The sequence below is a fragment of the Mucilaginibacter sp. UYP27 genome (genome assembly GCF_040547175.1).
Classification (GTDB): Bacteria; Bacteroidota; Bacteroidia; order Sphingobacteriales; family Sphingobacteriaceae; genus Mucilaginibacter.
The window spans coordinates 1,279,551-1,301,958 of the sequence record NZ_JBEPPE010000001.1; the positions used below are offsets into that span (position 1 = coordinate 1,279,551).

The 22,408-nt window shown below is 43.6% G+C and carries 27 protein-coding genes; 19 read left to right on the forward strand and 8 right to left on the reverse strand.

The features are described 5' to 3' along the window. Positions 1-96 precede the first annotated feature (96 nt). The gene (recF, locus tag ABIB39_RS05660; RefSeq protein ID WP_354428064.1) at positions 97-1,197 is read left to right on the forward strand and encodes a DNA replication/repair protein RecF; all 1,101 of its coding nucleotides are present in this window, start codon (positions 97-99) and stop codon (positions 1,195-1,197) included. Then, positions 1,190-1,480: a DciA family protein gene (locus ABIB39_RS05665; RefSeq protein WP_354428066.1), complete on the forward strand. Its 291-nt coding sequence runs from the start codon at positions 1,190-1,192 to the stop codon at positions 1,478-1,480. Before recF ends, ABIB39_RS05665 begins: the two co-directional genes overlap by 8 nt. A gap of 2 nt (positions 1,481-1,482) precedes the next feature. Here the strand turns inward: ABIB39_RS05665 and ABIB39_RS05670 are convergent, their stop codons facing one another. After that, a complete protein-coding gene (locus ABIB39_RS05670; protein WP_354428067.1) occupies positions 1,483-1,683 on the reverse strand; it encodes a hypothetical protein in 201 nt (66 codons plus the stop codon). A 140-nt stretch (positions 1,684-1,823) separates the two neighbouring features. Then, positions 1,824-2,243: a nucleoside-diphosphate kinase gene (locus ABIB39_RS05675; protein ID WP_354428069.1), complete on the reverse strand. Its 420-nt coding sequence runs from the start codon at positions 2,241-2,243 to the stop codon at positions 1,824-1,826. A gap of 129 nt (positions 2,244-2,372) precedes the next feature. Here ABIB39_RS05675 and ABIB39_RS05680 point away from each other — a divergent pair, with 129 nt between their 5' ends. From ABIB39_RS05680 to ABIB39_RS05700, 5 genes are all read left to right on the forward strand, one after another. Further along, positions 2,373-3,383 carry a DHH family phosphoesterase gene (locus ABIB39_RS05680; RefSeq protein ID WP_354428071.1) on the forward strand — a complete coding sequence of 337 codons (1,011 nt, stop codon included), beginning with the start codon at positions 2,373-2,375 and terminating at the stop codon, positions 3,381-3,383. 15 nt (positions 3,384-3,398) lie between these two features. Next, a complete protein-coding gene (locus ABIB39_RS05685) occupies positions 3,399-4,370 on the forward strand; it encodes an FKBP-type peptidyl-prolyl cis-trans isomerase (RefSeq protein ID WP_354428073.1) in 972 nt (323 codons plus the stop codon). Positions 4,371-4,423: 53 nt separating this feature from the next. Continuing rightward, positions 4,424-5,419: an FKBP-type peptidyl-prolyl cis-trans isomerase gene (locus ABIB39_RS05690; protein ID WP_354428075.1), complete on the forward strand. Its 996-nt coding sequence runs from the start codon at positions 4,424-4,426 to the stop codon at positions 5,417-5,419. A gap of 47 nt (positions 5,420-5,466) precedes the next feature. Beyond that, on the forward strand, positions 5,467-6,234 hold the full coding sequence (locus tag ABIB39_RS05695) for a TatD family hydrolase (protein ID WP_354428077.1): 768 nt from the start codon (positions 5,467-5,469) through the stop codon (positions 6,232-6,234). Positions 6,235-6,345: 111 nt separating this feature from the next. Continuing rightward, positions 6,346-7,365, forward strand: a complete 1,020-nt coding sequence (locus ABIB39_RS05700) for an asparaginase (protein WP_354428079.1) — start codon at positions 6,346-6,348, stop codon at positions 7,363-7,365. Between the two features lie 73 nt (positions 7,366-7,438). Here the strand turns inward: ABIB39_RS05700 and ABIB39_RS05705 are convergent, their stop codons facing one another. The 3 genes from ABIB39_RS05705 to ABIB39_RS05715 are packed head-to-tail and all read right to left on the reverse strand — an operon-like array spanning position 7,439 to position 9,221. After that, positions 7,439-7,978 (reverse strand): LytR/AlgR family response regulator transcription factor, encoded by a 540-nt coding sequence (locus ABIB39_RS05705; protein WP_354428081.1) that lies wholly within the window; start codon positions 7,976-7,978, stop codon positions 7,439-7,441. A 23-nt stretch (positions 7,979-8,001) separates the two neighbouring features. Beyond that, positions 8,002-8,148, reverse strand: a complete 147-nt coding sequence (locus ABIB39_RS05710; RefSeq protein WP_354428083.1) for a hypothetical protein — start codon at positions 8,146-8,148, stop codon at positions 8,002-8,004. Then, complete coding sequence (locus tag ABIB39_RS05715; RefSeq protein WP_354428085.1) at positions 8,145-9,221, reverse strand: sensor histidine kinase; 1,077 nt, start codon at positions 9,219-9,221, stop codon at positions 8,145-8,147. Before ABIB39_RS05715 ends, ABIB39_RS05710 begins: the two co-directional genes overlap by 4 nt. 187 nt (positions 9,222-9,408) lie before the next feature. Here ABIB39_RS05715 and ABIB39_RS05720 point away from each other — a divergent pair, with 187 nt between their 5' ends. From ABIB39_RS05720 to ABIB39_RS05770, 11 genes are all read left to right on the forward strand, one after another. Further along, the gene (locus ABIB39_RS05720; protein WP_354428087.1) at positions 9,409-9,699 is read left to right on the forward strand and encodes a hypothetical protein; all 291 of its coding nucleotides are present in this window, start codon (positions 9,409-9,411) and stop codon (positions 9,697-9,699) included. Further along, on the forward strand, positions 9,638-10,222 hold the full coding sequence (locus ABIB39_RS05725; protein WP_502916184.1) for a DUF3108 domain-containing protein: 585 nt from the start codon (positions 9,638-9,640) through the stop codon (positions 10,220-10,222). Before ABIB39_RS05720 ends, ABIB39_RS05725 begins: the two co-directional genes overlap by 62 nt. A gap of 32 nt (positions 10,223-10,254) precedes the next feature. After that, a complete protein-coding gene (locus ABIB39_RS05730) occupies positions 10,255-11,775 on the forward strand; it encodes a cryptochrome/photolyase family protein (RefSeq protein ID WP_354428091.1) in 1,521 nt (506 codons plus the stop codon). A gap of 80 nt (positions 11,776-11,855) precedes the next feature. Further along, positions 11,856-12,410, forward strand: a complete 555-nt coding sequence (locus ABIB39_RS05735) for a hypothetical protein (RefSeq protein WP_354428093.1) — start codon at positions 11,856-11,858, stop codon at positions 12,408-12,410. Positions 12,411-12,543: 133 nt separating this feature from the next. Continuing rightward, positions 12,544-14,793 carry an FG-GAP-like repeat-containing protein gene (locus ABIB39_RS05740; protein ID WP_354428095.1) on the forward strand — a complete coding sequence of 750 codons (2,250 nt, stop codon included), beginning with the start codon at positions 12,544-12,546 and terminating at the stop codon, positions 14,791-14,793. A 90-nt stretch (positions 14,794-14,883) separates the two neighbouring features. Beyond that, positions 14,884-15,258 (forward strand): hypothetical protein, encoded by a 375-nt coding sequence (locus ABIB39_RS05745; RefSeq protein WP_354428097.1) that lies wholly within the window; start codon positions 14,884-14,886, stop codon positions 15,256-15,258. Positions 15,259-15,400: 142 nt separating this feature from the next. Then, complete coding sequence (locus ABIB39_RS05750; RefSeq protein WP_354428099.1) at positions 15,401-15,907, forward strand: GbsR/MarR family transcriptional regulator; 507 nt, start codon at positions 15,401-15,403, stop codon at positions 15,905-15,907. A 55-nt stretch (positions 15,908-15,962) separates the two neighbouring features. Continuing rightward, on the forward strand, positions 15,963-16,778 hold the full coding sequence (locus ABIB39_RS05755) for a DCC1-like thiol-disulfide oxidoreductase family protein (RefSeq protein ID WP_354428101.1): 816 nt from the start codon (positions 15,963-15,965) through the stop codon (positions 16,776-16,778). Positions 16,779-16,790: 12 nt separating this feature from the next. After that, entirely contained in the window at positions 16,791-17,717 is a 927-nt protein-coding gene (locus tag ABIB39_RS05760) for a TIGR01777 family oxidoreductase (protein WP_354428103.1), read from the forward strand. 13 nt (positions 17,718-17,730) lie between these two features. Next, positions 17,731-18,234, forward strand: coding sequence for a hypothetical protein (locus ABIB39_RS05765; RefSeq protein ID WP_354428104.1), 504 nt, complete (start codon positions 17,731-17,733; stop codon positions 18,232-18,234). Between the two features lie 53 nt (positions 18,235-18,287). Then, positions 18,288-18,686: a GlcG/HbpS family heme-binding protein gene (locus tag ABIB39_RS05770; RefSeq protein WP_354428105.1), complete on the forward strand. Its 399-nt coding sequence runs from the start codon at positions 18,288-18,290 to the stop codon at positions 18,684-18,686. 45 nt (positions 18,687-18,731) lie between these two features. On the opposite strand, the gene ABIB39_RS05775 is transcribed toward ABIB39_RS05770, so the two are convergent. Continuing rightward, on the reverse strand, positions 18,732-19,079 hold the full coding sequence (locus ABIB39_RS05775; protein WP_354428107.1) for a DUF1801 domain-containing protein: 348 nt from the start codon (positions 19,077-19,079) through the stop codon (positions 18,732-18,734). Positions 19,080-19,181: 102 nt separating this feature from the next. Here ABIB39_RS05775 and ABIB39_RS05780 point away from each other — a divergent pair, with 102 nt between their 5' ends. Then, complete coding sequence (locus tag ABIB39_RS05780; protein WP_354428109.1) at positions 19,182-19,286, forward strand: heme-binding protein; 105 nt, start codon at positions 19,182-19,184, stop codon at positions 19,284-19,286. Between the two features lie 99 nt (positions 19,287-19,385). On the opposite strand, the gene ABIB39_RS05785 is transcribed toward ABIB39_RS05780, so the two are convergent. After that, the gene (locus ABIB39_RS05785) at positions 19,386-21,713 is read right to left on the reverse strand and encodes a S9 family peptidase (protein ID WP_354428111.1); all 2,328 of its coding nucleotides are present in this window, start codon (positions 21,711-21,713) and stop codon (positions 19,386-19,388) included. Between the two features lie 126 nt (positions 21,714-21,839). Beyond that, complete coding sequence (locus ABIB39_RS05790; RefSeq protein ID WP_354428113.1) at positions 21,840-22,406, reverse strand: Crp/Fnr family transcriptional regulator; 567 nt, start codon at positions 22,404-22,406, stop codon at positions 21,840-21,842. Positions 22,407-22,408: the final 2 nt, after the last annotated feature.

A 22,408-nucleotide genomic window follows, 5' to 3' on the forward strand; every position in this document is an offset into this window, starting at 1 on the left:
CACGTCTATAACCAGAATGGCTGCAGAATCCCCAATAAACTAATGAACCATTGAACAAATAAACCAACCAAAAAACACTAAATTTGCTCCCCGCTTATGTACTTGCAGCACCTATCATTCATCAACTTTAAAAACTATACCGAGGCCGAGATTTCGCTCGCCGAAGGGGTGAACGCCTTTGTTGGTAATAATGGCGCGGGTAAAACCAACCTGTTAGATGCGGTGCATTACCTGTCGCTTTGTAAAAGTTATTTTAACCCGATAGATACCCAGCAGATAAAGCAGGGCGCCGATTTTTTCATGATAAATGGGGTGTTCCAAAAAAATGGGAACAAAGAGGTTGTGGCCTGCGGGGTAAAGCGCAATCAAAAGAAACAATTTAAACGAAATAAAAAAGATTACCAGCGCCTGGCAGATCATATCGGGCTGTTACCGCTGGTGATGATCTCTCCTTATGATATTAGTATCATCATTGAGGGTAGCGAGGAGCGCCGCAAATTTATAGATAACGTTATCTCGCAAACCGACCATAACTACCTGGACGAACTAATTGTATATAATAAGGTATTAACCAACCGCAATGCTCTGCTTAAGCAAATTGCCGATACCGGCCGTTATGACCCGGAATTGCTGTCCGTTTTCGACGACCAACTAATCGCATCCGGTACCCGCATCTTTGAAAAACGCAGGGCGTTCATGGAACTGTTTACCGGCATCTTTAATAAACATTATCAGTTCATTAGCGAAGATGCCGAACAGGTAGCGCTGAACTATGAGTCGCAATTGCTGAATGAAAGTTTTGCCGTACTGCTCAAGAAAAGCATGGAGCGCGACAGAATCCTGGAGCGTACAACCATGGGTATCCATAAAGATGATCTGCAGTTTAACATCCACGGCATGCCTATGAAAAAGTTTGGCTCGCAAGGGCAGCAAAAATCTTTTTTGATAGCATTAAAGCTGGCGCAGTACACCTTCCTTACCCAAAAAAATGGTTTTAAGCCATTGCTTTTGCTGGATGATATTTTTGATAAGCTGGATGATAACCGTGTTACCAAACTGATGCAAATGGTATCCAATAACGATTTTGGGCAAGTGTTCATCACCGATACCAGCAGTGCAAGGGTAGAGGGGATCTTTGAAAAGATAGCTGTGGGCGTGAAATTATTTAAGGTAACGGAGGGTAGTATAGATGCGTAAAGCAAACGATAAATCGTTAAAAGATGCAATTGAGCAGATGCTCAATGTTTACAAAATAAAACGAAAGTTTGACGAAACCGCTATTGTAACCCTATGGCCTGATCTGGTAGGCAAGTCGGTAGCTAACCGCACCAAAGAATTATTTATAAAAGATAAGAAACTGTTTCTGCGGATAGAATCATCGGTTATTAAGCACGAACTTGTAATGATGCGTGAGCAGATCATTCAAAAAATAAATGAGTTTGCAAAAACCGAACTGGTGGCAGATATCGTGTTCCTATAAAACTACCTGCCGCGTGAGGTGCGTAAACTGTGATTAACCAAACGGTAGCTATCGTCCATGATCTGAGAAAAGGCCAATAAGAAGATACCGGGGAATATAAACGCGAATTGAGCCTCCGGGTGGTCACTGAAAATATCCATTGAAATTACAATAATAGCCACGATAACTATAGAATAGATAAGGTATTTAATAAGTGACTTCATAGTAATCGCATTTAATAGGCATACGTTAAGTTGCCCTGATATGAAAGATACATACTATTTGTTTATTAGCAAGTAAACAACAAAAAAGCGCTTTGTAATTAATAGTTTACAAAGCGCTTTTTTATTTGAGCCTCAATAGCTTAGAAACGTTCGAAGGCCGAGAAAAAGAAGTTGCCTTCTATCGCTGCGTTTTCGTCAGAATCTGAACCGTGTACGGCGTTTGCATCTATAGATTTTGCAAATAAGTTACGGATAGTGCCTTTGTCAGCCTTAGATGGATCTGTTGCGCCAATAAGTTTGCGGTAGTCGTCGATAGCGTTATCTTTTTCTAAGATAGCCGCAACGATAGGGCCCGATGACATAAAGCCAACAAGGTCTGCAAAGAAACCACGCTCGGCGTGTACCGCGTAAAACTCACCTGCTTTTTCAGCACTAAGTGATGTGTATTTTAATGCTACGATTTTAAAACCTGCTTTGCTTATCTGGTCTAAAATAGCACCAATGTGGCCGTTTGCAACTGCATCGGGCTTTATCATTGTAAAAGTTCTGTTATTTGCCATTGTATAATGTACTTTGTTGATTAAAGAGGCGCAAAAGTAGCGTTTTATAACTGAAACTTAAAGCTTTTGCCACAATTATGCTATACGTATTTAATTAATTTACTTAGCTTTGCAACTCTTTTAAAATTGATGTTGGATTTAGCCTCGCTTACTGCACTTTTAAGTCAGCCCCGTAAAATAGTAATTACTACCCATCACAAGCCCGATGGTGACGCTATGGGCTCGTCGTTAGGGATGTATAACTACCTAATACAGCAAGGGCACCACGCCAAGGTGATTGCACCTACAGATTATCCTGAGTTTTTACACTGGATGCCGGGCAACGAAGAGGTGATCATTTTTACCGAAAACCGCGATCTTGCTGCCACGTTAATTGCCGATGCCGAGATCATTTTCTGCCTTGATTTTAACGCCCTGAACCGCATTAACGATATGGGCCCGCTGGTTGGCGAAAGCAAGGCCTACAAAGTGATGATAGACCATCACCTGGAGCCGGAAGATTTTGATGATTACCGCCATTGGGATATCAATGCTTGTGCTGCTGCGCAATTGGTTTATACATTTATAGCAGACCAGTTACAGCACGCCGAATTAATTAATAAAGATGTAGCTACCTGTTTATACACAGGTATCATGACAGATTCTGCATCTTTCCGGTTGCCAAACACCACATCAACCGTGCACCGCATAGCGGCACATTTGATTGATGCCGGCGCCAATAACTCACGCATCCACGAATTAATATACAGCAGTTCGTCAGAAAACCGTTTGCGCTTTTTGGGCCATTGCCTTGCAAATTGTTTAGAGATACTGCCCGAATATAATACAGCCATAATGGCCGTTAGCAAAGCCGATATCGCCAGGTTTGATGTAAACACCGGCGATACCGAAGGAATAGTTAACTATGCACTTTCAATTGCAAGCGTGCATTTGGCAGCATTTATAGTTGAGCGTAACGATAAGGTTAAACTATCCTTACGTTCAAAAAATGTGTTCCCGGCAAATGAGATCTGTAAAAAGTATTTCCAGGGGGGCGGTCACCGCAACGCGGCAGGCGGCCAGTCTGATGAATCGCTGGAGGCAACCGTAGCAAAATTTAAATCAATATTACCCGAGTATAAAACACTATTATTACAATAAGAACTAACAGAAAAAATGAGAAAAAACTTAATGATCATAGCAGTTGCGGCATTAGGGCTTGCAAGTTGCAAAGGTGGTTTTAAACAAGGTGCCGGTGGCATGTTGTACAACATCCGTACAGATAAAGCCGGGCCAACTATTAAGCCGGGCGATTTCATTAGCCTTAACCTGATATTAAAAACAGACGGCGACTCGGTATTAGGCAGCACCTATGAATTAGGCCGCCCTGTACCACAGATAATGGAAAAAGAAAGCCGTAAAGGTGATATTTCTTCTTCGTTTTTGTTGTTGAGCGAAGGCGATAGCGCTACCGTAAAATTAGCTGTCGACTCAATGTTTAAGAAAGGCGCACCAAGGCCTCCCGGCATCAAAGGTAAATACCTTATTTACGAAATTAAGGTTGAAAAAGTAATTGCAAAAGGTAACCAGTCAGATCCTGTTTTCCAAGCACACGTTACTGATTACTTTAAAGCTCAAAGCGAGATCATCAAGAAAAAAGAACCTGCTAAGATCAAGAAGTATGTAGACGATAAAAAACTTAAAACTACTACTACAGCATCTGGCTTACAATATGTAATTAAAACCCCGGGTAGTGGCCCTAATGTTGCTGTTGGCGATACCGCTGTTGTCAATTACACAGGCAGGTTATTAGATGGTAAACTATTTGATACCAGCGTTAAAGAAGACGCTAAAACCGACACTAAAATTTACGATGCACGCCGCACATACGAGCCTATTAAGGTGCCTGTTGGCGAAGGCCGTGTAATTGCAGGTTGGGAAGAAGGCTTGCAGCTTTTAAACAAAGGTGCTAAAGCAACTTTCGTGATTCCGTCAAGCATTGGTTACGGTGAGCAGGGTTACCCGCCACGTATCGGTTCATTTACGCCAATAACTTTCGAGATAGAGTTATTAAAGATCATAAAACGTGACCCTAACGCGCCAAAACCGTTACAACAACCGGCAATGCCACAACCACAAGTAAGATAATTTTGTAAAACTTATACAGCCTTCCGGAGTAATCCCGGGAGGCTTTTTTTATTATGAAGAATAGTATTTTTTTAAGTTTGATGCTTTGCCTGTTTGGCTTTAATGCCAGCGCGCAATCTCAGCGTACCGCAAGGGGCGTGCAATATCAGATCATCAGCACAAACCCGGGTGCAAAGTTAAAGCAAAACGATGTAATCACCTTTAACGCCACCCAAGCAACGGAAACAGATTCGGTATTGTTTAGCACTTATAAGCAAGGCCAGCCAATAAAAACTCAGATCATCCCATCTACCAATATGGCCGACCTGATGGACATTTTCCCGCTAATGTCGGTTAATGACAGCGCGATAGTAAAAGTACCGGTCGATTCGGTATTTAAAGGGCACGAAACAGAGATGCCGCCAATGTTTAAAAAAGGGAGCAACCTGGTTTTTAAACTGCGGATACTTTCGTCGCAAACATTAGAACAAGCCATGGCCGAGCGTAATGCCGCTATGGAAAAAATGAAGGCCGAAGGTGAAAAAGTTAAAGCGACCGAAATGGCAACTTTATCAAATTACATTAAAACCAAAGGCCTTGTTGCTAAAACTACGCCATCGGGTTTGCATTATGTGGTTAAAACCGTAGGTGCAAAACCTAAGCCGCTTAATGGCGATACCGTGTATGTAAACTATACAGGCCGCACGCTGGAGGGTAAAATGTTTGATAGCAGTGTTGAGGCCGATGCAAAAGCAGGTGGCTTAAACCAGCCGGGCCGCAACTACGAGCCCATTAACTTTGCATTAGGCACCGGCCGCGTTATTAAAGGCTGGGACGAAGGTTTGGCCCTGCTCTACGAAGGTTCAAAAGCAACGTTCATCATCCCATCGGCATTAGCTTATGGCGAGCGTGGTGCCGGCGAGGACATTAAACCATATTCTACCTTGTTATTTGATGTAGAATTGGTAAGGGTAGCGCGGATCAAGCACGCTGTGGTAAAACCGGCGGGCAAGGCATCGCTAAAGAAAACGCCGCTTAAAAAGCGGACCACCGTTAAAAAGAAAAATTAATTCAATTGAAAAGCCTTCCGCAAAGAAGGCTTTTTTACTTTTGTACCATGGTATTTACTGACACACATACCCATTTATATTACGAAACGGAAAAAGAGAAGCGTACCGCTTTGATGCAGCGTTGCCTGAATAGTAACGTAAGCCGTTTGTTTTTGCCCAATGTAGATGCTGCTTCGGTACCGCTGATGTTTGATTTGCTGGCGGCTTATCCCGACAATTGCTACGCGATGCTGGGCCTTCACCCATGTTCTGTAAAGGATGATTGGGAACACGAATTGTCGCTTATTGTAGCATCCTTACATAAATACCCCGTGTATGCCGTTGGCGAAATTGGGATAGACCTTTACTGGGATAAAACCTTTTTAACCGAACAGATCCAAGCGTTTAAATTGCAGATAGATTGGGCCAAAAGCATGGAAATGCCGATAGTGATCCACTGCCGTGATGCTTTTGATGAGGTTTACCAAGTTTTGCAGGAAACTAAGGACGAAAATCTGCGCGGAATATTTCATTGTTTTACCGGCACGCTGGAGCAAGCCAATAAAATCACCGAAATGGGCTTTTATTTGGGTATAGGCGGTGTAGTTACCTACAAAAATGGAGGACTGGATAAGATATTACCACAAATTGATTTAAAGCATGTGGTTTTAGAAACCGATTCTCCGTACCTTACACCCGTTCCGTACCGTGGTAAACCTAACGAAAGCTCTTATTTAACTTATGTAGCCCAAAAAGTGGCGGAGCTATATCAAATATCTATCGAGCAGGTGGCTGCTATCACCACTCAAAATTCGAAAAAGATATTTGGTGTATAAAAGGACGCGAGACTTAAGCCTGAAGAATTAAGAAAACAAGTTGACAATTGAGTTTTCTTGATTCCTGCTTAATTCAAATAAATTAATATTAACAGCATAAACCTGACCTGAATGAGCCAGATACTGATCATCTATACCGGAGGGACAATAGGTATGATGAGCGACCCGGTTACAAAAACACTGGTGCCCATTAACTTTGAACAGATAATGGATAACGTGCCCGAACTGGAAAAGCTTAATTGCAAAATTAAGGTGCACTCGTTTGAGCATATCATCGATTCATCAAACATGAACCCCGAGGTTTGGGCAGAACTTGCCGCGCTTATAGAAGCCAACTACAACGAGGTGGATGGCTTTGTGATACTGCATGGATCTGACACTATGGCCTTTACTGCATCGGCGCTTAGCTTTATGCTGCAAAATTTGGATAAGCCGGTAATATTTACCGGGTCGCAGTTACCTATCAGCGCGGTACGTACCGATGCCAAGGAAAACCTGATGACCTCTATCGAGATTGCCAAAGCCAAAAAGAACGACAAGGCGCGCGTGCCCGAAGTTTGTATTTACTTTGATTACAAGCTGTTCCGCGGTAACCGTGCATTCAAATATAATTCTTCAAAGTTCGAGGCCTTCCGCTCGCCCAATTACCCGATATTGGCAGAGTCTGGCGTACACCTGCGTTTCAGCGTAAATGACATTCGCGAACCCGGAGAAGGCCCGCTGAAAATTCATAATACTTTAGTTAATGATGTTGCTGTATTAAAACTTTACCCGGGAATCAGCCCCAAGGTTGTTGAAACCATTTTGGGTGCCGATGTGCGGGGCATTGTGATGGAAACATTCGGCGCGGGCAATACTACCACTGATCAATGGTTTATCGACCTGCTTAAAAATGCTATCGATAGCGGTAAGGTGATCCTGGATATCTCCCAATGTAAAGTGGGTACTGTTGAACTTGGCCGTTACGAAACCAGCAAGCAACTTAAGGACATTGGCGTTGCTAACGGTTACGACATGACCTACGAAGCAGCCGTCACCAAAATGATGTACCTGCTTGGCGAACTTGATGACCCGCAAGAAGTAAAACGCTGTTTAGAAAAAGACCTAAGGGGCGAGTTGACGGAATCGTAAAGAGCATTATTACCGCTTTACTCCACCCAGCGCGTCATTAAAATGACGTGTATAGACAGATTTCTACCCGCTTTTAAAACAAACGCTTCCTAATCAGCCCCATAAACCCATCCCTAAACTTTTCGCTTACGGGGATCTGTTTATCGCCAATGTAAATATGATTGTCCTGCACCTTGCTTAGCAGTTTTGTGTTGACGATATACGAGTTATGTACACGCACAAAGGGTGTGGACAGTTGCTCTTCTATATCTTTTAAACGGCGGTAGATGAGCAGTTCATCATTTCCCGTAACCAGGCGAACATATTCTTTTTCCCCCTCGAAATAAAGCACTTCATCCAACAGGATCTTGCGTAGCGTTTTACCCGATTTTACAAAGAAGTAACCCTCATCGGCCTTGCTTTCTGCCTTTTCAACTACCGGTTGCATAGCAAAAGCGGCCTCAATTTTTTGCGTGGCTGTTACAAAGCGTTTTAGGGTGATAGGTTTTAAAAGGTAGTCTATAGTTTGGAAAGCGTAGCTTTCCGCAGCATGTTCTGCGTATGCGGTAGTGAATATGATCTTGGTTTCTTTAGGTAGCAATCCCGCCAGTTCCATCCCGGTTAGGTGCGGCATATTGATATCCAGAAAGATAAAATCTACCGTGTGTTTTTTAGGAAATTCATTGCTTCCAACGCGTTGTAGCACTTGCCTAAAAGCTGCCATTGGGTGGTTTGCCCTATAAGCACCTCCAGCAGGTTTACCGCATTGGGTTCATCGTCAATAATGATACACCTTAAATTCATGCCAGCGGGATATTTAGGTTTGCCACGTAAATATCGCCTTTATTTTGCACCTGCAATTCAAAATTGCTGCCATATAATAGCACCAGCCGTTTGCGCAGGTTATCAATCCCAAAACCTGTCGAGGAGATGCTTAGCGGGGTTTGCGGTAGCGTATTGGTTGTAGTAAATATCAACCTGCCATTTTGCTGTGTTAGCGAGATCTCTATTTTATTTTCGTTGCTGCTTTTATCAATTCCGTGCTTAAAAATGTTCTCGACGAAGGTCATCAGTAACATGGGCGGCAGGCTTTGGGCGGTACTGGAATCCTTATGGAACGTGAGATCGATATCATACCTAATGCGGATCTTTTCTAACGCGATGTAATTCTCCAGAAACTGGATCTCGGTACCCAGGTTAACCTGTTCTTTGGGGCTTTCGTCAACAAAGTAGCGCATAATATCGCTCAAACGTTCTATTAACGCAGCCGTGCGTGGTGCCTCGAGGTAGGCTTCGTAATAAATATTATTGAGGGTATTGAAGAGAAAATGTGGCTGCACCTGTGATTTTAGCAGGTTGATTTCTGCCTGTGTTTTTTGGGTAAGGATCTCTTCCGACTGCCGTTTAAGGGCGAAATAAGCTATAGCTATCCTGAACACAAAGCTGAGCAGGAAGATCATAATGCCGCCGACAATCATGCTGATCACGGCCTTCATGGTCATAGGCTCGGGGTGTTTGGCGAATAAAAGGTTGTAAATATTTAAGGTGATAAATGCACGCATAGCGCCCATGGCAAGCAGGAAAATAATTACCGCCAAAATATAAAGCGCTACTTTTCCCTTTAAATATAGCCTTGGGAACAGCCATAAAATGTTACCATAAATAATAGTCGCATAAAAGCAAGTATTCAAAAGCGCGTAGGTAATGGCCTGCCAAAAGCTATCCATTGCCAGTAACGATAGGGTAATCACCACGAAAACAAAACCCCAAACCATCCATTGCAATTGCACAATGGTGGGTTTACTTTTAAACGATAACATGCTTAAAAGTACAAAGCTTTTTCTTGAGAAGCCTACCTGTTTAAACAATAGCGGCATTTAATTAAATGCATGCCGCTTTTTCTTAAACGAATGGGTTAAAAGGCAAATATCACAGGAGTACATGACATCGTTGAAAATATCACTCTATTAATTAAATACATAGCCAACAAGGTTGAAACAGTTTCATGTGATGGGTGATGAATTGCAGATTTGTAGCAACATGCAAAACTTAAACGCACACAACATGAAAATTCAAACATCAATAACGGGCATTATGATATGCCTTTTAACTACATTGTTTTTATCTGCAAACCCAAAATTTGCATTGGCACAGGTAGATACCATAAGGCTTAAAGATCATCGCTTGAAAACAGCGACATTAAAACCCGGCTTGCGCCAGTACCTGGTTTACTTTCAATCGCGCAGCCAAAGCCAAAAGCCTTGGCTTTTGGCTTTGGCTGCGCGATACCAAAATAGCAACCCGCAATGGCGAACAGGTATTAGTTACCAGCCAGCACTGGTACGGCAGCGATAGCAGCAGTCATCGCACGGTGTATTCCGTAAACCGGATGAGCGATTTTGCGCCGATCTATCACGCCGAAAAGGTTGGCGGTAAAAACCGCGCTTACAATTGGGATGCAGATAAAATTAAGGGCGCCGATACCGTGGCTAACAATATGAACAAAGATTTTTCGCTTGATTTTACCTCGCCAAACTTTAACTGGAACCTGGATATGGAAACCTTCCAGATGCTGCCATTAGCTGCCGGTAAAACCTTTGCCATTAACTTTTACGATGCCGGCATTGGCAAACCCGATTATATTATTTACAAGGTCATAGGCAGCGAGGTGATCATGACCATGGATAACCAAAAGGTAGATTGCTGGAAACTGTTTAACGAAAGTGACTACAAAGGCCAGCATGCTACCGAAACTTTTTGGATAAGTAAAAAAGGCCACGAGTTTATAAAAGAGGAAGATGCCTTTCCGGGAGGCTACCGCTACAAAGTAAAGCTGCCTGCGGCTGCTTATAATGTTTTATCGAGGTTTGGTAAGTAGAACAATTTGCCCTTAAAGCATGTTTTAAAGCCATGCATCCCAAAAGTATAACGCTTATTTTTCCGCACCAGTTGTTTCAGAAACACCCGGCCGTGAAAAATGAGCGTTTGGTTTACCTGGTAGAGGAAGAATTGTATTTTAACCAATATACCTTCCACAAGAAAAAGCTGGTGCTGCATCGGGCCTCTATGATGTTTTATGCTGATTTCCTAAGCGAAAATGGCATCCAAGTAAAGTACATTGAAGCCACAGATGAACTGTGCGATGTACGTAAACTTATCCCTTATTTAGCAGGGCAGGGAGTGGATAGCATCCATTATGCCGATGTAGCCGACGATTGGCTGGAGAAACGCCTGGATACTCATTGTGCCAAACACAACATCGCGTTAGCAAAATATCGCTCACCTAATTATTTGAATAGTGCCGGTGATGTGGCCGAATATTTTGATGGGCGCAAAACCTATTTTCAAACCGATTTTTACATCGCGCAGCGAAAGGAGCGAAAAATCTTGTTGGAAGCCGACGGCAAACCCCTCGGCGGTAAATGGACCTACGATAGCGAGAACCGTTTAAAGTTCCCAAAGAACGAAGTTGTTCCTGTGTTGGATGTTCCAGCCGACAACAAATATGTAACCGATGCACAGCAATGGGTAGATACCTACTACCCCGATAATTATGGCAGCACGGCATCGCCATTTGGAAACCTTGGCGGGTTTTATCCCGTTACTTATAAAGAGGCAGAGCATTGGCTTGGCAATTTCCTGAAACAGCGTTTCCATAGTTTCGGAATCTATGAGGATGCAATGGTTGCGCAGGAGGGTTTTCTGTATCACTCCGTACTTACCCCGATGCTAAACATTGGCCTGCTAAACCCGCAGCAGGTAATTGATAAAGCCCTTGATTTTGCTGCGGATATTGAGATCCCCCTCAATTCGCTCGAAGGGTTTATTCGGCAAATTATGGGCTGGCGCGAATTCATCCATATTGTTTACAAGCGCGAGGGCGTAAAACAACGTACCAAAAACTACTGGGGCTTTAAACGGAAGATCCCAGCATCGTTCTGGAAATGCGAAACCGGGATTTACCCTATAGATACTGTAATTAAACGGGTACTAAATACGGGTTACAGTCACCATATAGAACGGCTAATGGTAATGGGCAACTTTATGCTGCTTTGCGAGTTTGATCCGCATCAGGTTTACCAATGGTTTATGGAGATGTACATCGACGCCTACGATTGGGTAATGGTGCCCAATACTTATGGCATGACGCAATTTGCCGATGGCGGCCTCATGATGACCAAGCCCTACATCAGTGGCAGTAATTATCTTATGAAAATGGGCAATTGGCCCAAAGGCGACTGGCAGCAAACTTGGGACGGCCTGTTTTGGCGGTTTATGCATGTGCACCGCAACTTCTTTTTACAAAACCCAAGGCTGGGAATGCTTATCAAAACCTTTGATAAAATGCCTGTAGATAAGCAGGAGAAACATCTTGCGAATGCCGAATTTTTTTTAAAAGAACTTGATAAACAAGGTGGTTACATTAAATGAGACGAAAATATTTCCTTCAAATAATTTTGAATGCTTGTTTTATAATCGCAATTTAGTTAACCAATTATACCTAAGTCCTTTTGAAAAAGCTGATAGCTATTTTTTTGCTACATGTGCTCCTGTTTAATATAGGCGGGCATTTGGCGTTACATCAGTATGTTACCTATCAGTCAAACGAGTTGTACAACCACCAGGTTGCCAGTAACAAGTATAACATTAAGGACCTTACAGAAGTGAAGATCCCCATGAGCATGCCTGGCATCACCGACCAGGTTAGTTATGAAGCGGTTTCGGGCCGTGTGAATTTCCAAAATGCGAGTTATAATTACGTGAAACTTCGGGTTACCAGCACCGGCATATATTTAATGTGTGTGCCTAATTACGAAACCACTACGCTAAGCACTCAAAACATCATTGATGCTAAAAACATAAATGATATCCCCATTCAAAAGAAAGACCATGTGCCATTTGGCAAAATCATATTAATCGCGTACAGCCATAAGGATGTTCAATACAGGTTCTCTACCCCGCTGATAGTTACTTTTAAGAAAGTAACCGCGCTGTCCCAATCACATATTTCGGAGTCGGTTATCCAGGGGCCGGGCCAGCCACCCGATGCAGCGTCACTGTCTTAGATAATTCCGCGCGCACTTAGCGCAGGGAAATCCATTCAACTTAACGTAAGCTTTAGTAGTAATGCACCTTGTGTTTACTGTATAAGCGTAACCCATCCTGCTGCCGGCTATGCCGATAATTATTCATATATCCATGAAAAGGAAGATCTTTTACATAGTAACATTTGTTTTGTTGCTTGTAGTAACCATAACTATTGCATCATATCATCACCGGTCATCGCACCAAGAGATGGTAGGGCTGATTCAACAACTCATCAACAGGAACAATAGTCTCGAAAACTCCTTTAACCCCGAGGCAAAGTATCATCTGTATGATTCGCTACTAAACTCAAATAACGACAGTCCGCAAGAGCATATGAACTATCTGTTTGCCAAAGCCGACCTGGCCCTTAAAGTAGGCAAAGAACAGGAATCGGTTGATTTGTACGAGCAACTGGCCGATAAAATCGATTATATGTCGATGCCCCAGTTGATGCCCGACTTGGGTATAGCTTACATGCGACTTGGCGAGCGCAGCAACTGCATGTTAAACCACACCGGTGCGTCATGTATATTCCCCATAAAAGAGGATGGTGTGCATACCATCCAAACCGGGTCAAAACAGGCTATTAAAGCATACCAGGCGTTATTAAATTACAAGCCCGACGATTATGAATCGCGCTGGTTATTGAACATCGCTTACATGACGTTAGGGCAATACCCGGGCAAAGTGCCTGCAAAATACCTGATCCCAAATTTAGACAGCGATAATGGCAGTAAAATAAAACCCTTTGTTGATGGAGCCGCGGGGCTTGGTTTAAATATACACGGAAAGGCCGGCGGCGTAGCTATTGATGATTTTAATAACGACGGGTATATGGACATCATAACATCGGGCTGGGACCTGCGTGATGCCATGCACTACTTCCGCAATAACAGGAATGGTACGTTTAGCGATGTTACCGAACAAAGCGGCCTTGTAGGAATTAAAGGCGGCTTAAACATCCAGCAAACAGATTACAATAACGATGGTAACCTTGATCTTTTTGTATTGCGCGGGGCGTGGCTTAATAAAGGTTACGGTAACCAGCCAAGTTCGTTGCTGCGTAACAATGGCGACGGTACCTTTAGCGACGTAACTATCGAAAGCGGCCTGCTATTTTACCACCCTACGCAAGCCGCAACCTGGGCCGATTTTAATAATGATGGCTGGCTGGATGTGTTTATAGGCACCGAAAATTCGCCGGGCATGGACGCGGGTGGCGAGCACCGTTGTATGCTGTTTGTAAATGACCACGATGGTACATTTACAAACGTTACCGGTAAAGTCCACTGCGATATACTTGGTTATGTAAAAGGCGCAACATCTGCCGATTATAATAACGACGGTTTGCCGGATGTTTTCCTATCTACAATGGACGGGCAAAAGCACCTGCTTAAAAACATTACCAAACCCGGTGGCCAAATCGATTTTGTTGACGCTATAGCGGCATCGGGTATTAACGACAATAAACAGCGCACCTTTACCACCTGGTTTTATGATTATGATAACGATGGCTGGCAGGATGTCCTGATAGGGAATTATAATTTTAGTACCACCCTTGGGTATTATTCAGCTGCCGCTGCATTGGGTAAACCTGTTAAAGAAGCAGGTAATATATACCTGTACCATAACAACCAGAACGGCACCTTTTCCAATGTTACCAACCAGGTGGGCTTAAATAAAGTGGTTTATAGCATGGGCGGCAACTTTGGCGATATTGATAACGATGGTTATCTGGATATGTATTTGGGCACAGGCAACCCCGATTTTAAATCATTGGTCCCAAATAAACTGTTCCATAACCTGGGTGGCAAAAGGTTTGAGGATGCCACAACGGCGTCGCGCCTGGGCAACCTGCAAAAGGGCCACGGCGTAGCCTTTGCCGATCTGCGTAATAATGGCAACCAGGATATTTATGCCGAAATGGGAGGTGCTTACAGCGGTGACTCTTACACCAGTTCGCTGTACTTAAATCCCGGCCAAGGCAGTAACAACTGGATCAGCATTAAGTTCACGGGTGTCAAAGCAAATAAGGCGGCTATTGGCAGCCACATCAAACTCACCTTTATCGAAGGTGGCGTAAAGCGCAGTGTTTATAAAGATGTGAACAGTGGCGGTAGCTTCGGCGCATCGCCCTTGCAGCAGGAGATTGGGATAGGCCAGGCAACTTCTATCGACGAGATAGAAATAAAATGGGCGGGTAGCGGCACTATTCAAAAGTTTAAAAATATATTGCCCCGCCAATTTTTACACCTTACAGAAGGGGGTAGTTATTTACAAGCCCAAAATCTCACGAAGCTTACCTTTAAAGATAAAAAGGGCGTTGCCGTTTGCATGCCCATGACGGCCCACGTTAAGTAATATAATGGCAGATATTATTGCTATATTTAAAAATATTTGAGACTAAAAGGTAACTTCACTTATTATTTAATAACCATAAACCAACAACATATGAAAAAATTAATGTTAATTATCTGCATGTTTTTCGGCCTTACTGTAGCCGCTAATGCACAAACCAAAGTATCTACCGCCGACCCGGTTGTAAAAGCAAAAGAGTTGCAAGGCAAGTTAAAGCTAACCGATGCCCAGACAACTAAAATTGCCGCCATTTACCAGGAATCGGCACAAAAGTTTGAGAAGATCAAAGCCGAGCAAAAAGGCAATAACGATAAAATGTTAGTAGCTATCCGCCCTTTGCGTGCAACTACTATCCAAAAAATTAAAGCCGTTTTAACCCCCGCCCAAAAAGTAAATTACGAGAAAATGGTGAAGGGTAGTAGCAAAACAAGCACCGGTTGGAGCGATGGCTGGAGCGCAACATCTTAACTAAGATCCATTAGTATCAAAAGAAGCCACCCAAACAGGTGGCTTCTTTTGTTTACATGAAATTGAGTTAACAGATGATAAAATAAATAAAAATAAACTTTCAATATATTTTGAAAGTTTAAAAAGATATGTACATTTGTATATGGAATTACCGGAGGCAAAACAAAAGTTTATTGAAGCATGGGGCAGGTTGGGATCTGAGTGGGGGATAAACCGCACCATGGCGCAGGTACACGCTTTGCTATTGGTAACCCCCGGCGAGTTAACTACCGAAGAAATTATGGAAAGCCTGAGCATTTCTCGCGGTAATGCCAACATGACCCTTCGCGACTTGATGAGTTGGGGCCTTGTTGAAAAATTACATAAAGCAGGCGAACGTAAAGAATACTTTTTTGCTGACAAAAATACCTGGAATATTGCCCGCCAGGTTGCCAAAGAACGCCGCAAACGCGAACTGGAACCCGTACTTAAAATTTTAGACGAACTTACAAAAGTAAAAGGCAGTAGTAAAGACCCGGAATTTGCAACTTTTAATAAATCGGTAACGGATATAAATAAGATGGCTAAAAACGTAGACAAAACTTTGGAGACCATGCTTAAAGCCGAAGAGAGTTGGTTTTGGGGATCTATTTTTAAAATGTTCAAGTAGCATTTTTTTTTGTTTTTTAATTTCAATTATTACTGAAAATATAAATAATACCATAATGAAAACCCTTGCCAATTACACCATACTTTACGATGCGGAATGCCCCATGTGCAAACTTTACACAAACGCTTTTATACAAACCGGCATGCTTGATAAAGATGGCCGTGAAGCTTACCAGCAGCTAACACCCGATGCCTGCCCACTGGTTGATAGGCAACGGGCTGCAAACGAGATCGCACTGGTAGACCGCCAAACCGGCGAGGTTACTTACGGGATAAAAAGCTTGTTCAAAATTGTTGGCAATGCTGCACCGGTTTTTAAACCGCTCTTTAATATCAGTCCGTTTGTGTGGATAATGAGCAAGGTTTACGCCTTTATTTCATACAACCGCCGTGTAATTATCCCAACAGGCGGCGATGGGGCAAATGTACAGCCCACTTTTAAATTGAAATATCGCATTGCCTACCTCATATTTACCTGGGCGGTTACCTCATACGTGCTAACTATTTATGCAGGCCTGCTGCAAGGCATTATGCCCGTTGGTAATTTGTACCGCGAGGCTTTGATATGCGGTGGGCAGGTACTGTTCCAGGGAATTATCATAAGTGTAGTAGCCAATGATAAGAAATGGGAATACCTTGGCAACATGATGACCATTTCTTTTGCCGGCGGGTTGCTGTTGCTGGTGATGTTACTTGTAGCTAAAATAATTGGCGCACCCCCTTTTATTTACGCTGCCTACTTTATGATGGTAGCCGGGCTGATGTTTTTAGAACACATCCGCAGGAGCAAACTACTTAACATTGGATGGGCGTTGACTATCACCTGGGCAATCTATCGAGCGGCTATCCTGGCGGTTATTTTATTCCTTTAATTATACACGATTATGAAATACCAAAAAATAATATTAGCGGGTGGTAATGGCCAGTTAGGCAAAGCCCTTGCCGAGCATTATAAGTACGATACCGAACAGATTATTATTTTGAGCAGGCGGCCCCAGCCGGATAAAGGGAATATTAAAACTTTGGTGTGGGATGGCCGAACCATGGGCAACTGGGTAACAGAACTGGAAGGTGCCGATATACTGATAAACCTTTGCGGTAAAAATGTGAATTGCCGGTACACGCAAAAGAATAAAGAGGAGATCATCAGTTCAAGGGTTGGGCCTACTATGTTGTTGGGCAAGGTTGTGGACGGACTGATAACTCCGCCAAAGCTTTGGATAAACGCGGCATCTGCAACCATATACCGCCACGCAGAAGACCGCCCGCAGGATGAGGCGACCGGCGAAATTGGTTATGGTTTTTCTATCGAAGTTTGCAAGATTTGGGAGAAAACCTTTTTCGACCAGCAAACGCCAAGCACCCGCAAAGTAGCCTTGCGTATTGGCATAGTGCTTGGTCGTAACGACGGCGCTTTACCACGGCTGGTAAACCTGGTTAAAACGGGTATGGGTGGCCGGCAGGGCAACGGGCAGCAGTATGTATCATGGGTGCATGAGCAAGACGTGGTAAAAACTGCCGAATGGCTAATGCAGCACCCCGAAATTGATGGTGTAGTAAACTGCACAGCACCCGAACCCGTTAAAAATACCGAACTGATGAAAAAACTGCGGCATGCTATTGGCATCCCGTTCGGTTTACCTGCACCGGCCTGGCTGCTGGAAATGGGCGCAGCAGTAATAGGTACCGAGACTGAGTTGATCTTGAAAAGCCGCTGGGTGTTACCCAAACGTTTGGTGGATGCGGGCTTCCAATTCCAGTTTGCCAAAGTGGAGCATGCCCTTAAAGATATCCTAAGTATTCGTTTTTAAATTATTCCTAAACATGAAACCTACACAAGCACAGTTAACAACAAAAGCCCGACGTTGGATCATCTTCCTAATCGTCGGCCTGGTATTAAGCGGCATAACCGCGTTCCCGATAGAGAGCGAACTGGCCATTGCAATGAACAACCTTGCTGCCTTTTCACCCAAAATGCAGCATTGGCTAACCACTATTTACACAGCGATAAAAACCACCAATGCCCAATACCCCTATTTAAGTTACGGTACCGACTGGCTTGCCTTTGCCCACATCATTATCGCGCTGGTATTCATAGGCCCACTGCGCGATCCGGCACGTAATATCTGGGTGCTGCAGTTTGGGATGATCGCTTGCGTGCTCATCTTTCCACTGGCATTTATTGCCGGGCCCATCAGGCATATTCCGCTGTTTTGGCAACTGATAGATTGCTCCTTTGGGGTGATAGGAATTATTCCTTTGTATATTGCTTACCGGTACGCCCGGAAACTGGAAGATATTCAAATTACAACACAAACGGTCAAATAATTTAAACATACTTCAGTAGCTGCTGTTCTAATTACTCAACTAATCAAAATTATATGAGTGTTACATTAGAACAGGCAGAACAATTGTCTAAAGCTGCTAAAGAAAAAGCAACTGCGATTGGCGTACCTATGAACATAGCAATTGTAGACGAAGGTGCAAACCTGGTAGCTTTTCACCGTATGGATAACGCGTGGTTGGGGTCGATAGATATTGCCATTAAAAAAGCTAAAACCGCAAGATTTTTTGACATGAACTCGGGCGAGATAGGCAAACTATCGCAGCCGGGCGGTCCGCTTTATAACATCGAACACTCAAATGGCGGGCTAATCAGCTTTCCGGGTGGTGTGGTTTTAAAGGATGGCAGCGGTAAAATTGTTGGAGCCATTGGCGTATCAGGTGGGTCGGTAGATCAGGATCACGAAGTAGCATCAGCAGGTGCCGGCGCAATATAGGTCCGCTTAAACTGATAACGAACGCTGCCCAAATGGTGGCGTTCCTTATTTATACAGGCTCAGCATTTGGTTTAAGATGTTATTTATCTTATCCAAGGGCAGGTCTTCAGTAGGGTTAAGCAGTAGTATTTTCATTCTTGCTCTTCTCTCAATAATTAAGTCGTGATCGCAGATCAACTTGCCATCTACAATACCTAAATACGGGAGACGGTGCTTTTTGTGCACCCATAGGTAACACATCATTTTGCTTTTATAACAAAAGAAAGGCATGCCATATTTCCAAGCCTCGGTAATATTGGCATCCAATTGAAGTATATGGCCGCGCATATATTGCAAGCAACTCTGCATTGGCTCGGGATGCTTTAAATAGTAACTATCTATAGGGCGGAGCATCTATAAAAGTATTGAATTAAAACTTACTAAGTTAACTCATAAAACTAAATATGAGTAATAACACTCAAACGGCGGGCTAATCAGTTTCCGGGTGGTGTGGTTTTGAAAGATGACAGCGGTAAAGTTATTAGCGCCATCGGCGTATCCGGTGGTTCGATAGATCAGGATCATGAAGTGGCATCAGCTGGCGCCGGCGCTTTACTATAGTCGTCTACAAAACTTGTTGAGGTCATTTTGATTAAGAGCTTGCCCAAAAAAGCCCCGGCAATAATTGCCGGGGCTTACTATTAGTACTTGTCGCGGATTTTAGCGTTTAGTTGTTTTAGTACCAAGCACGTAATCGTAAGGTGGCTCTGCACCTAAAAGGTTCTTTACAAAATAATCCCAGCGGCGGCGCATCATGTAGTATGAGTATTGGCCGTAACCATGTGCGCTGTTTGGGAATATCACCAGGTCGAAGCTTTTGTTGGCTTTTTCTAATGCTTCGGCAACTAATAAGGTGTTGTATGGTGGTACGTTGTTATCCATCATACCATGTGCAAGCATTAGTTTACCTTTTAAATTTTTAGCTAAGTTTTGGTTCGCTTGCGCATCGTAGTTTGAGTTTTTTACCAAACCGTTATAGCGTTCGCCCCAGTCATCCTCGTAATTACGATTTTCGTGGTTGCCCGATTCTGAGATACCTACTTTAAAAAAGTCAGGATACCTAAACATAGCGTTAGCGGTAGCAAAACCACCACCCGAGTGGCCCCAGATGCCCACTTTTGTAGTATCGATAGGGTATTTTGCCGCCAATTGTTTAATGCCCGTTATTTGATCAGGCAGGGTATTATCGCCCATGTTGCCATAGCTCATGTCGTGGAAACTTTTTGAACGCAGCGGGTTGCTGGTGCCTTCTATCAACACCACTATAAAGCCCAGTTCGGCAAGCGCCTGGTGGTCGCCACGAGATGCGGAGAACGACCAGCTACCAACGCTACCACCCTGCGGGCCCGGGTAGATGTAGTCTATAACAGGATATTTTTTACCGGCATCCATTTTGGTAGGCATAAATACCAAACCGTAAACGTCGGTTGTGCCGTCATGTGCTTTTAACTTAACAGGAGTGGGGGCTTTCCAACCGGTGGCAGTAAGTCTCGATACATCTGTTTTTTCTAAAGTAGCCAGCAGGCTACCTCTCATATCGCGCAATACGGTAACCGGCGCTACATCTGGCTGTGAGTAGCTGTCTACAAAATATTTATCATCAGGAGAGAAGCTAACGGTGTGGTTGCCATCTTCGGGCGTTAAAAGCGTTAAGCCTTTACCGTTAAAACCTATTTTATATAAGTGAGAAAAGTAAGGGTTGCCCGGCTCGCGGCCGCCTGCAACAAAGTATAGGGTGCGGGTTTTCTCGTCAACCTTAAGCAGTTTGGTAACTACAAAGTCGCCTTTGGTGATCTGGTTTTTTAGTTTGCCGGTTGTGGTATCGTAAAGGTATAAGTGCCCCCAGTTATCCCGTTCCGAGAACCAGATGATCTCTTTGGATGCAGCGAGGTAACGCCAGTTGATAGCGCCCCAGCCAGATTCGTATTGTGTTTTAACAGTTTCTTCAAATACCTCACGCACCGCTCCTGTAGTAGCGTTAGCAATGCGGAATTTCTCATTCTTGTGATCGCGTGAGGTTGATAAGAATGCAAACTCGCTGCCGTCGGCTTTCCAGTCGGCATCATCAAAACTGCCGCTGCTGGCAATATCATCGCTTAGTGTTGCACGATGCGGATCAGGCGCGATGTTAAAGCGCACCACTTTTGGGTTATCAATATCAATAATAACACGTTGTATAGTAACAATGTCCTTATCGCCCGGCAGTGGGTATTTCCATGCCATCAAAGTTGGTTTGCCTACGTTGGTGGTAACCAGGTACATATCGCTTACCTTACGCTGGTCTTGCTGAAAGGTTGCCACTCTTTTAGAATCCGGCGACCATGAAACAATCGGCCTGTCGCTCATGGTCCAGCCCGCGTTATCGGTAGCATAACCAAAATCTTTTACGCCATCTGTAGTCAGTTGGGTTTGTTTGCCGCTGGCAACATCACGCACCCAAAGATTGTAATCTTTTATAAAAACAGCTTTGCTGCGGTCTGGCGACATTACTTCGTTGCCACCACCACGTGCCGCACGGCCGGTTAAGGCAGCGGTTTTACCCGCAATAGCTTTTGAGGTATCGGCACTTACCTGGTTGCTTACCGGGTTATAAGCCCATTTTTTAGCATCCGCAGAAAATAATACCGATTTGCCATCGGCAGAATAGCCAATGCTTTGGAATGGCAATTTGTTTGCATCATAAGTTTTGCCTGATGCAGTTGATAAAGCGGAGGCAAGTTTTTGCGGGTCGAAAGCCGAGGTACGGGTTTTTTTAATTGGGTCTACCAGGACATATTCGCTGCCCTGCGCGGTTGATACGCGGTACCAGAATTTATCGCCGGAGAGCCAGTTAGGGAAAACGTTTGCCCTATCAACCAAGCCGGATGTGTTGTAGCTTAAAAAGCTTTCGGCACGCTCATAATCTTTAGCGGTTATTGGAGCGGTTTGCTGCGCGCCGGCTGTTAATGCCATCGCGAAAGCAGATACCGTAAGTAAGTATTTATTCATTTTTAAAGTCAGTTTGTAAAACAAACCAAGGTAAGGCAAATTCTTAAATTATGCGATAGCTGTATAGTATAATGTATGTTACAGAGGGGGCAGCGTTTTACAGCTTGTAATAATTGTTGATCGGGCCTAAACAGGAGATAGGCGACTCAAAGTTTCGCGCGATACACCGAGATAAGAGGCTATCATGGCTTTTGGGATGCGTTGAAAAAGAGAGGGGTATTGCGCAAAAAGTCGCTTGTAACGGGTTTCGGCATCGTTACTTAATAAGGAGAGGATGCGGTGCTGTAAAGCCACGTAACCACCGGTTGCTTTTATCCTGAAAAAATGCTCCATTTTATGGCTTTCGGCGCAAAGTTTATTTTTATTTTGGATAGTGATGGTTAATAGTTCGGTGTCTTCAATGCAATCAATATAAAAAGCTGATGGTGTTTGGCTGTTGAGGGCCTTATAGTCAGACACCCACCAGTTTTCCATTGCAAACTGCAGTATGTGTACTTTGCCTTGCTCGTTTATAAACGATGATTTAACAAGGCCGCTTAATACGAAGTAATCAAGCGTTACCAAATCTCCGGCTTGTACAATGTACTGGTGTTTTTTCAGCTTCTTGATTTTAAAAAAAGATAAAACGTGGTCAAACTGCGCATCGGTAAGCGTTATTATTTCTTCGATATGATGTCTGAATGCCTGGCTCATTT

Excerpts from the sequence above, each read along its gene's own strand:
- ABIB39_RS05680 (WP_354428071.1), top strand. The coding sequence starts at position 2,373 with ATGTTGGATTTAGCCTCGCTTACTGCACTTTTAAGTCAGCCCCGTAAA.
- ABIB39_RS05710 (WP_354428083.1), bottom strand. The coding sequence starts at position 8,148 with ATGAATTTAAGGTGTATCATTATTGACGATGAACCCAATGCGGTAAAC.
- ABIB39_RS05675 (WP_354428069.1), bottom strand. The coding sequence starts at position 2,243 with ATGGCAAATAACAGAACTTTTACAATGATAAAGCCCGATGCAGTTGCA.
- ABIB39_RS05750 (WP_354428099.1), top strand. The coding sequence starts at position 15,401 with ATGGAATTACCGGAGGCAAAACAAAAGTTTATTGAAGCATGGGGCAGG.
- ABIB39_RS05730 (WP_354428091.1), top strand. The coding sequence starts at position 10,255 with ATGCATCCCAAAAGTATAACGCTTATTTTTCCGCACCAGTTGTTTCAG.
- ABIB39_RS05755 (WP_354428101.1), top strand. The coding sequence starts at position 15,963 with ATGAAAACCCTTGCCAATTACACCATACTTTACGATGCGGAATGCCCC.
- ABIB39_RS05690 (WP_354428075.1), top strand. The coding sequence starts at position 4,424 with ATGAAGAATAGTATTTTTTTAAGTTTGATGCTTTGCCTGTTTGGCTTT.
- ABIB39_RS05685 (WP_354428073.1), top strand. The coding sequence starts at position 3,399 with ATGAGAAAAAACTTAATGATCATAGCAGTTGCGGCATTAGGGCTTGCA.
- recF (WP_354428064.1), top strand. The coding sequence starts at position 97 with ATGTACTTGCAGCACCTATCATTCATCAACTTTAAAAACTATACCGAG.
- ABIB39_RS05670 (WP_354428067.1), bottom strand. The coding sequence starts at position 1,683 with ATGAAGTCACTTATTAAATACCTTATCTATTCTATAGTTATCGTGGCT.
- ABIB39_RS05775 (WP_354428107.1), bottom strand. The coding sequence starts at position 19,079 with ATGCTCCGCCCTATAGATAGTTACTATTTAAAGCATCCCGAGCCAATG.
- ABIB39_RS05665 (WP_354428066.1), top strand. The coding sequence starts at position 1,190 with ATGCGTAAAGCAAACGATAAATCGTTAAAAGATGCAATTGAGCAGATG.
- ABIB39_RS05705 (WP_354428081.1), bottom strand. The coding sequence starts at position 7,978 with ATGCCGCACCTAACCGGGATGGAACTGGCGGGATTGCTACCTAAAGAA.
- ABIB39_RS05785 (WP_354428111.1), bottom strand. The coding sequence starts at position 21,713 with ATGAATAAATACTTACTTACGGTATCTGCTTTCGCGATGGCATTAACA.
- ABIB39_RS05760 (WP_354428103.1), top strand. The coding sequence starts at position 16,791 with ATGAAATACCAAAAAATAATATTAGCGGGTGGTAATGGCCAGTTAGGC.
- ABIB39_RS05695 (WP_354428077.1), top strand. The coding sequence starts at position 5,467 with ATGGTATTTACTGACACACATACCCATTTATATTACGAAACGGAAAAA.
- ABIB39_RS05720 (WP_354428087.1), top strand. The coding sequence starts at position 9,409 with ATGAAAATTCAAACATCAATAACGGGCATTATGATATGCCTTTTAACT.
- ABIB39_RS05700 (WP_354428079.1), top strand. The coding sequence starts at position 6,346 with ATGAGCCAGATACTGATCATCTATACCGGAGGGACAATAGGTATGATG.
- ABIB39_RS05715 (WP_354428085.1), bottom strand. The coding sequence starts at position 9,221 with ATGCCGCTATTGTTTAAACAGGTAGGCTTCTCAAGAAAAAGCTTTGTA.
- ABIB39_RS05745 (WP_354428097.1), top strand. The coding sequence starts at position 14,884 with ATGAAAAAATTAATGTTAATTATCTGCATGTTTTTCGGCCTTACTGTA.
- ABIB39_RS05790 (WP_354428113.1), bottom strand. The coding sequence starts at position 22,406 with ATGAGCCAGGCATTCAGACATCATATCGAAGAAATAATAACGCTTACC.
- ABIB39_RS05740 (WP_354428095.1), top strand. The coding sequence starts at position 12,544 with ATGAAAAGGAAGATCTTTTACATAGTAACATTTGTTTTGTTGCTTGTA.
- ABIB39_RS05770 (WP_354428105.1), top strand. The coding sequence starts at position 18,288 with ATGAGTGTTACATTAGAACAGGCAGAACAATTGTCTAAAGCTGCTAAA.
- ABIB39_RS05765 (WP_354428104.1), top strand. The coding sequence starts at position 17,731 with ATGAAACCTACACAAGCACAGTTAACAACAAAAGCCCGACGTTGGATC.